Origin of the sequence: Stenotrophomonas sp. HMWF003 (assembly GCF_003061285.1) — a bacterium.
GTDB classification, from domain to species: Bacteria; Pseudomonadota; Gammaproteobacteria; order Xanthomonadales; family Xanthomonadaceae; genus Stenotrophomonas; species Stenotrophomonas maltophilia_AP.
In genome coordinates this window covers 1-3,270 of sequence record NZ_QAIW01000140.1, presented here as the reverse complement: position 1 = coordinate 3,270, position 3,270 = coordinate 1, and the positions used below count along the sequence as shown (strand labels likewise).

General features: G+C 68.6%; 4 protein-coding genes and 1 pseudogene. All 5 read right to left on the bottom strand.

Annotation, left to right across the window (positions count from 1 at the left end):
- Window positions 1–77 (bottom strand): annotated as a pseudogene (locus DBR34_RS22175) (chemotaxis protein); the annotation flags it as partial.
- Window positions 77–469 (bottom strand): chemotaxis response regulator CheY, encoded by a 393-nt coding sequence (cheY, locus tag DBR34_RS05375; RefSeq protein ID WP_038688505.1) that lies wholly within the window; start codon window positions 467–469, stop codon window positions 77–79. The pseudogene DBR34_RS22175 and the gene cheY, both read right to left, overlap by 1 nt.
- A gap of 16 nt (window positions 470–485) precedes the next feature.
- Window positions 486–1,232: an RNA polymerase sigma factor FliA gene (locus tag DBR34_RS05370; protein ID WP_038688503.1), complete on the bottom strand. Its 747-nt coding sequence runs from the start codon at window positions 1,230–1,232 to the stop codon at window positions 486–488.
- Window positions 1,229–2,116 (bottom strand): MinD/ParA family protein, encoded by an 888-nt coding sequence (locus DBR34_RS05365; protein WP_038688502.1) that lies wholly within the window; start codon window positions 2,114–2,116, stop codon window positions 1,229–1,231. Before DBR34_RS05365 ends, DBR34_RS05370 begins: the two co-directional genes overlap by 4 nt.
- The coding region (gene flhF / locus DBR34_RS05360) for a flagellar biosynthesis protein FlhF (protein WP_258223681.1) at window positions 2,103–3,270 on the bottom strand (1,168 nt) is incomplete at its 5' end. The genes flhF and DBR34_RS05365, both read right to left, overlap by 14 nt.

The following is a 3,270-nucleotide window of genomic DNA, read 5'->3' as shown; positions in this document are numbered from 1 at the left end:
TCATCGCCGCTTTCCAGCGCAGCCAGGGCGTCCTGCAGGCGCTGCACCAGCGCGGATTTGTCGCGGAGGGTTTCCATCAGGCGCTCGCTGCCAGGCGTTCGAAGATCTTGCCGAGCTTTTCTTCCAGGGTCTGCGCGGTGAACGGCTTGATGATGTAGCCGTTGACGCCGCACTGGGCCGCTTCGATGATCTGTTCGCGCTTGGCTTCGGCGGTGACCATCAGTACCGGCAGGGTCTTGAGCTTGGCGTCGGCGCGGATCGCCTTGAGCAGGTCGATGCCGGTCATCACCGGCATGTTCCAGTCGGTGACCACGAAATCGAACGGCTGGCTCTGCAGCAGCGACAGCGCGGCATGCCCGTCCTCGGCTTCGGCCGTATTGGTGAAGCCCAGATCGCCCAGCAGGTTCTTGACGATACGACGCATGGTCGAGAAATCGTCGACGATCAGGATACGCATGTTCTTGTTCAAAGCACTTTCCTCGGTATCAAGTGTTCGCGAGGCCGGCGTCGGCCGCCTCGAAGATCTTCAATCGGCCCCGCAGGCGCAGCACGGCCTGGCCGTGGATCTGGCACACGCGTGACTCGCTGACGCCCAGTACGGCGCCGATCTCTTTCAGATTCAGTTCCTGCTCGTAGTACAGCGACAGCACCAGCTGCTCGCGTTCGGGCAGCAGGCCGATCGCATTGCCCAGTTCGCGGCCGAACTCGCCGCGCTCCAGCACCTGCTGCGGGGTCGGGCCGCCCTGGGCGACGGTGTCCAGCTCGCCCTGGTCCTCGATCCGCGATTCCAGGCTCAGCACCTGGCCGCGTGCGGCGTCTTCCATCAGGCGCAGGTAGTCCGGCAGCGGCATGTCCATGGCGGCGGCCACTTCGGTGGCGCTGGCGGCACGGCCGGTGCTCTGTTCCAGGCGGCGGATGGTGGACGCGGCGTCGCGGGCACGGCGGTGCACCGAACGCGGCACCCAGTCGCCCCGGCGGATCTCGTCGATCATCGAACCGCGGATACGGATCGAGGCGTAGGTTTCGAACGAGGCGCCCTGGTCGGCGTCGTAACTGCGCGAGGCCTCGATCAGGCCCATCATGCCGGCCTGGATCAGGTCATCCACTTCCACGCTGGCCGGCAGGCGCGCGGCCAGGTGGTGGGCGATGCGGCGCACCAGGTCCGAATGCTGGGCAATGCATTCGTTGGCGGCGGTGCGTTGCACCTCTTTGTACTGTGCGGCGCCTTTCATGCGGTCACCCCGCGTTGCTTGAGGATGCGTTCCAGGAAGAATTCGACCCCGCCACGCGGCTCGGTCGGGGCCTGCCAGCGGGCGGTGCGGCGGGCGATCTCGGTGATGGCCTGGGCGGCCGGGCTGGACGGGTAGGCCTTGACCACCGGCTGCTGGCGCTGCACCGACAGGCGCAGCCAGTCGTCCTGCGGCACGCAGCCGAGGTAGTTCAGCGACACATCGGCCAGGAACTTCTCGCAGACCCGGGTCAGCTTTTCGTACAGCACGCGGCCTTCGTTGGGGTCGCGCACCATGTTGGCCACCACCTGGATACGGTCCACCCCGCGTTCGCGCGAGAGCACCTTGATCAGCGCGTAGGCGTCGGTGATCGAGGCCGGTTCGTCGCAGACCACCACCACGGTGTCCTGGGCGGCCTGGCAGAAGGTCAGCACGCCGTCGGTGATGCCAGCGGCGGTGTCCACCACCATGAAGTCCAGCTCGCGCTCCAGTTCGGAGAACACGTTGACCAGGCCCACGTGCTCGGCCGGCTGCAGTTCGGCCATGTGCCGGCGACCCGATGCGGCCGGTACCACCAGCACGCCACCGGGGCCTTCCATGATCACTTCATCCAGGGTGCAGCGCCCGGCGACCAGGTCGGCCAGGGTCAGCTTGGGCTGCAGGCCCAGGATCACATCGATGTTGGCCAGCCCGAGGTCGGCGTCCAGCAGCAGCGTGCGCTTGCCCATGTCGGCGAGCGCCACGGCCAGGTTGGCCGACACGTTGGTCTTGCCCACGCCGCCCTTGCCGCCGGTGACGGCGATGGTGCGCACAGGGCCCAGCGGCTGGCTGCGGGTGGCAGACAACGGGAAGGTCTTGGTCAGCTTGGCGTACTCACGCGACGGCATGGTTCAACTCCGGGTTGCAGGGCATATCGGCCGCGCGGCGCAAATCTTCAAGGCGAAGTACAAGATTGGCGGCACTGGCCCGGTGCAGGTCTTCGGGAACGTCCTGGCCATCGGTGACCCAGGTGATCGGCAGGCGGTGGTCCACGGCCACCGACAGGGCGGTGCCGAAGCGGCCGGTTTCGTCCAGCTTGCTCAGCACCACGCCCTGCGGGTTGGCGGCGCTGAAGCGGCGGACCACCTCGTCCATGTCGCCGAAGCTGGTGTTGGCCGGCAGTACCAGCAGGGTGCGGATCTGCTCGGCGGCGCGCAGCCACTGCAGCTGGGCGGCCAGGGCACGGTCACGCGGACCCAGCCCGGCGGTGTCGATCAGCACCAGCTTGTAGTCCTGCAGGCGCTCCAGGAGCTGGTTCAGGTCGCTGCCGCTGTTGGCTTCGTGCACTGCGATGCCAAGCTGGCGGCCGAAGCCATACAGCTGCTCGCGGGCGCCGATGCGGCCGGTGTCGGTGGTGACCAGGGCCACGTCGCGGGCGGCATGCTTCTCGGCGAAGCGCGAGGCCAGCTTGGCGATCGTGGTGGTCTTGCCGGCACCGGTCGGGCCGACCAGGGCGATCACGCCGCCGGACTCCAGCGGGTCGACCGGGGCGATCGGCAGCTTGCGCGACAGCAGGCCCAGCATCAGCCCGCGGCCACGGTGGGCTTCGGTGTCCAGCGGGATCTGCATGGCCACGTCGCGGCTGATGCCGGCGTCGAAGCCGTATTCGTCCATCAGGTCCAGCGCGGCGGCGCGGACCGGCGAGCCGCGCAGGCGCTCGTCGGTGAAGCGGTGCATTTCGCGTTCGATGACGTGGCGCATGCCGGCCACTTCATGGCGCAGCTGGCGGATCTCTTCGTCGTCACGCTGCACCACCACCAGTTCGGCGGCGGGCTGCGGCTGGGCCTGCGCCGGTTCCGTGACGGCAACCGGTGCCGGGATGTCGGCGCGCACCTCGGCGACGGCGGCCAGCGGCTGCGGCACCACGGGGGCGACGGCCTCGGCGACCGGCAGGGCCGGCGGCACGGTGACGCTGACCGGCAGCGGCGGCATCGCCACGGCGGCGGCCGGCACGTGCATCTGGAAGTGCGGTTCGTCGTCCAGCGGCGGGTCGATGATGAAG